Source organism: Streptomyces sp. NPDC058796 (genome assembly GCF_042745235.1).
Taxonomy (GTDB): domain Bacteria; phylum Actinomycetota; class Actinomycetes; order Streptomycetales; family Streptomycetaceae; genus Streptomyces.
Genome location: NZ_JBHYOP010000041.1, coordinates 1 through 1,659, shown reverse-complemented (window position 1 = coordinate 1,659; position 1,659 = coordinate 1). Strand labels below are relative to the sequence as shown.

At 70.1% G+C, this 1,659-nt stretch carries 1 protein-coding gene; it reads left to right on the top strand.

The genetic code is table 11. The features are described 5' to 3' along the window. Positions 1–1,659: condensation domain-containing protein (locus ACFW47_RS35200; RefSeq protein WP_386308286.1), on the top strand; the 1,659-nt coding region annotated here is incomplete at both ends.

Here is a 1,659-nt window from a genome sequence, read left to right as displayed (position 1 = left end):
AGTACTCGGCGTCGACCGCGTCACCATCGACGACAACTTCTTCGACCTCGGCGGACACTCCCTCCTCGCCACCCGCCTCGTCAGCCGCACCCGCAGCACCCTCGGTGTCGAGCTGCCGATCCGGCAACTGTTCGAGACGCCGACCGTCGCGGGACTCACAGACGCCCTCGACACCTCCGGCACCGTCCGCACCGCACTCACCGCGAAACCCCGCCCCGAGCGCATCCCGCTCTCCTACGCCCAACAGCGCCTCTGGTTCCTCCACCAGCTCGAAGGACCGTCGGCGACCTACAACACCGTGCTCACGCTGCGTCTCGACGGCACACTGGACGTGGAGGCCCTGCGCGCGGCGATCGGTGATGTCGTCGCCCGGCACGAGAGCCTGCGCACGGTCTTCACCGAGGACGAGCAGGGCGCGTACCAGATCGTGCTGCCCGCCGAGGCCGCCTCGACGCCCTTCACGGTCGTCGACGTGACCGAGGAGGAGGTCGGCGCCCGGCTCGACGAGGCCGTGGGCCACCGCTTCGACCTCGCTCAGGAACTCCCCGCACGCACCTCGCTCTTCCGGGTGTCGGAGCGGGAGCACGTGCTGCTGCTCCTCATCCACCACATCGCCAGCGACGCCTGGTCCCGGGCGCCCCTCGCCCAGGACCTCACCGCCGCCTACACCGCCCGCGTCCGCAGCGAAGCGCCCGCGTGGGCTCCACTGGCCGTCCAGTACGCGGACTACGCGCTCTGGCAGCAGGACATCCTCGGCGACGAGACCGACGCGGACAGCCTGGCGGGCCGACAGCTCGACTACTGGAAGCGGCAACTGGCCGACCTGCCCGAGCAGCTCGACCTCCCCACCGACCGGCCCCGGCCGGCCGTCGCGGGGTACTCGGGCGACCGCATTCCGTTCACCGTGCCGGCGGAGCTGCACACACGGCTGACGGAGCTGGCGCGCGCCACCAACACCAGTGCGTTCATGGTGATCCAGGCGGCGGTCGCGGTCCTGCTCACGCGTCTCGGTGCGGGTGAGGACATCCCGATCGGCACGCCCGTCGCAGGCCGCACGGACGACGCCGCCGACGACCTGATCGGGCTCTTCATCAACACGCTGGTCCTTCGCACGGACACGGCCGGTGATCCGTCCTTCCGCCGACTCCTCGACCGCGTGCGCGACACCGACCTCGCCGCCTACGCCCACCAGGACCTTCCCTTCGAGCGGCTGGTCGAGGCGCTCAACCCGACCCGCACGTTGTCCCATCACCCGCTCTTCCAGGTTCTGCTGACCTTCAACAACACGGACCACGAGGGCGCGCTGAAGGACATCGCCGGCCTTCCGGGGCTCGCTGTCACGCTCCGGGAGGTTCAGCGGACCTCGTCGAAGTTCGACCTCTCGTTCGGGTTCGCGGAGTCCTTCGACGCGTCACGCCGGCCACAAGGCATCGAAGCGGCGCTGGACTTCAGTACGGAACTCCTCGACCGTGACTCCGCCCGGGCCATCGCGGACCGGTTCCTCCGGGTGCTGGAGGCAGCCACCGCGCTTCCGGACCGGCCGATCGGCACAATCGACTTGATGGACCCGGCCGAGCGGGAGCGGGTCCTGGTGGAATGGAACGGGCCCCGCACCGAACTCCCCGGCACACCACTGCACGAACTGATCACCGAGCAGGC